Genomic DNA, 3,351 nt, shown 5'->3' with positions numbered 1-3,351 from the left:
AAAAGAAATCTGTCGCCCTTCCCAAACGTTCCAAACCAGTCCGAATCTCTGGAGAAAAGATCACAACTGCTGCAATGACTCCATAGGTGATAATTTGATTAATCAACCAAGAAATCGTTGTTAAACCAAGGATATTGGCCACAACCTGGGCTAATACAAAGATCACGACCCCACGCACCAAAATCATAATCTTGGTGCCAGCTATCGCTTTTGTAAAACGATATAAAATATAGGCCACAATCAAAATATCAAACACATTGATGGCAATACTCCAAGGACTAGAAAACAAGCTAGTCCAATATTGCAGGTTGGATAATTGTTGAAAGTTCATCTGCTGTCTCCTCTCTGTCCAAACACGTTCCTTTCTATTATACCATTTTTCTGACATTTTTTTCCCTATCCTACTTCATTTTAAATTAAAGAAAAAATATGATAAAATAAACTGACTAGAAAAAGCAAAGGAGAAACCATGTCTCAACTCTATGATATTACCATTGTAGGTGGCGGTCCTGTCGGTCTTTTTGCAGCCTTCTATGCCCACCTACGCCAAGCCAAGGTCCAAATCATCGACTCTCTTCCCCAACTAGGTGGACAACCTGCTATTCTCTATCCTGAAAAGGAAATTTTAGACGTCCCTGGTTTCCCAAACCTGACTGGAGAAGAGTTGACTAACCGTCTAATCGAGCAATTAAATGGCTTTGATACCCCTATTCATCTCAACGAAACGGTTCTTGAGATTGAAAAACAAGAAGAAGGATTTGTCATCACAACTTCTAAAGGAAGTCACCTGACTAAAACAGTTATCATCGCTATGGGTGGCGGTGCCTTCAAACCACGTCCTCTAGAACTAGAAGGCGTTGAGGATTATGAAAATATCCACTACCACGTTTCCAACATCCAGCAATATGCTGGTAAGAAAGTGACGATTCTGGGTGGTGGGGACTCAGCTGTTGATTGGGCTTTGGCTTTTGAAAAAATCGCACCAACTACCCTTGTCCACCGCAGAGATAATTTCCGTGCCTTGGAACACAGTGTCCAAGCCTTGCAGGAATCATCAGTGACCATCAAGACACCATTCGTCCCTAGCCAACTCCTTGGAGATGGAAAAACGCTCGATAAACTTGAAATCACAAAAGTAAAATCTGATGAAACAGAAACGATTGACCTAGACCACCTCTTTGTTAACTATGGTTTCAAATCTTCTGTCGGTAACCTTAAAAACTGGGGTCTGGACCTCAACCGTCACAAGATTATCGTCAACAGCAAGCAAGAATCCAGCCAAGCAGGTATCTATGCTATCGGTGACTGCTGCTACTACGAAGGAAAGATTGATTTGATTGCCACAGGTCTCGGAGAAGCACCAACCGCTGTTAACAACGCCATCAACTACATCGACCCTGAGCAAAAAGTACAACCAAAACACTCTACTAGTTTATAAAAAAGAACCACGAGTCCTACGATTCGTGGTTTTATAGTTCATCGGCTATCTTATTGATTTTTCTGAGTCTGTGGTTAACACCACTTTTGGTCAGAGGAGTGCTGAGACTATCTGCTAACTGCTGGATAGAGTAATCTGGGTGCTGAATTCGCAACTGCGCTACCTCCTGCAAATCTACTGGTAGATTTTCTAGGCCCATGATATCTTTGATTTTACTGATATTGTTGATGGTCTTCATGCTGGCAGAAACTGTCCGAGCAATATTCGCCGTTTCAGCATTATTAGCACGATTAAGGTCGTTACGGGTTTCTCGTAAAATCTTAACTCGCTCAAAATCATCACGCGCCTTCATGGCTCCGATGACAATCAAGAAGTCCATAATATCTTCGGCTCGCTGGAGATAGGTCACAGCTCCCTTCTTACGCTCAAGAACCTTAGCATCCAGTAAAAACTGCTGGAGAAGAGAGGCAATCCCTTGCGCGTGGTCCAAATAAACAGAACTGATTTCCAACTGATACTTGCCTGACTCAGGGTCACGAATACTTCCATTTGCCAAGAAAGCACCACAGAGATAGGCACGGCCTGCTTCCTCGTCTGATAAAATCTCCTCATCAATACCTGTTTCCAGGCCAAAGAAAGAGTCTGCCAAGTGCAAATCACTCAGCAAGTCCTGCACCTTTTCATCTGTAAAAACGGTATAGACCCGATTCTTGCGGAGATTGCTCCGTTGGTGGTGTCGGATTTCTGATTTGATTTCATAGAAATGGAGAAAGGACTCATAGAGGTGACGAGCCAGTTTGGCATTTTCTGTCACAACTGACAAGGTCAAGCCCGAAGTCGAGAGACCGATACTACCAGACATCTTGATAATGGCAGATAATTCATGCCGGCTTAGATGGTGCTGACCTAGAATTTCTTCTTTTACTGCTACTGTGAAACTCATTTTCTCACCTGTATAATCCGCATCAATTCATCCACAATCAAATCTCCATCGTGGAAGGCACCCCCATTTTCCAGACGAAGGAAGTTAGATGAAATCACACGCGGAACTTGCTTACAAAGACCAGCAAAATCATGTTCCACCTGCACCAAGTATTCATCAAAGAGATTGGAATTCATGTATTCCTGAGGCACTTTTTCGATATTCACCAAAACAGTATCGATAAAAGGGCGACCAAGGTGACGATGCAGGACCTCCACGTGGTCACTATCTGTAAAATGTTCCGTCTCCCCACGTTGGGTCATAATATTGCAGACATAGGCGATTTCTGCCTTGGTTTCCAAAAGCGCCTGCCCGATTTCCTTAATCACGATATTGGGCAAAATAGAGGTAAAGAGAGAGCCAGGCCCTAGGACAATCATGTCACTTTCAAGAATGGTCTGGACTACTCGACGGCTAGCCAGAGGCGTATCATCGTTGAGGGTATTGGTCACATAGACATGGTCAATCATACCTGTATGGTCTGCGATATGACTCTCTCCAGCCACTTCTGTCCCATCCTGAAAGACTGCATGCAAGGTCAAAGGATGGTCACTGGAAGGATAAATTTTCCCAGTTGTGTGGAAAAATTTGCTCAGCAACTGCATGGCATTATAGGTCGAACCCTGCATTTCTGACAGGCCAGCGATAATGAGATTTCCCAATGGATGGCCAGCAAAGGCTCCCGCATCCTCAGAAAAGCGGTATTGAAAGACCTTCTCATAAAACTTAGGCATATCCGACATGGCCACAAGGACATTGCGAAGATCCCCTGGCGGTGTCAATTGTTGCATATTTTTTCGGAGTTCACCTGATGAACCACCATCATCCGCCACCGTTACGATAGCTGCGATTTCCACATCTTTTTCACGCAGACTTTTAAGAATGACGGGGATCCCAGTCCCTCCACCAATCACCGTTATCTTTGGTTTTC

The 3,351-nt window shown here is 43.9% G+C and carries 3 protein-coding genes and 1 pseudogene; 1 reads left to right on the top strand and 3 read right to left on the bottom strand.

Features of this window, described 5'->3' with window-relative positions; all coding sequences use genetic code 11:
* Positions 1–331 (bottom strand): annotated as a pseudogene (locus tag PAN06_RS13450) (TIGR00159 family protein); the annotation flags it as partial.
* Between the two features lie 138 nt (positions 332–469).
* Here PAN06_RS13450 and PAN06_RS13445 point away from each other — a divergent pair.
* Positions 470–1,438 (top strand): NAD(P)/FAD-dependent oxidoreductase, encoded by a 969-nt coding sequence (locus tag PAN06_RS13445; protein ID WP_269796576.1) that lies wholly within the window; start codon positions 470–472, stop codon positions 1,436–1,438.
* A gap of 31 nt (positions 1,439–1,469) precedes the next feature.
* Here the strand turns inward: PAN06_RS13445 and whiA are convergent, their stop codons facing one another.
* Together whiA and PAN06_RS13435 are read right to left on the bottom strand one after the other, a co-directional pair.
* Positions 1,470–2,381 (bottom strand): DNA-binding protein WhiA, encoded by a 912-nt coding sequence (whiA, locus tag PAN06_RS13440; RefSeq protein WP_004257845.1) that lies wholly within the window; start codon positions 2,379–2,381, stop codon positions 1,470–1,472.
* Positions 2,378–3,351 (bottom strand): YvcK family protein (locus tag PAN06_RS13435; RefSeq protein ID WP_269796575.1); only part of this gene is annotated, 974 nt, incomplete at its 5' end. The genes whiA and PAN06_RS13435, both read right to left, overlap by 4 nt.

This window comes from Streptococcus sp. SM3, assembly GCF_027497875.1.
The sequence above is the reverse complement of the archived record's forward strand: the minus strand, read 5'-3'. Positions and strand labels throughout refer to the sequence as shown.

What these genes read in the sequence shown, in the direction of transcription:
- PAN06_RS13445 (WP_269796576.1), top strand. Translation starts at nt 470, where the DNA reads ATGTCTCAACTCTATGATATTACCATTGTAGGTGGCGGTCCTGTCGGT.
- whiA (WP_004257845.1), bottom strand. Translation starts at nt 2,381, where the DNA reads ATGAGTTTCACAGTAGCAGTAAAAGAAGAAATTCTAGGTCAGCACCAT.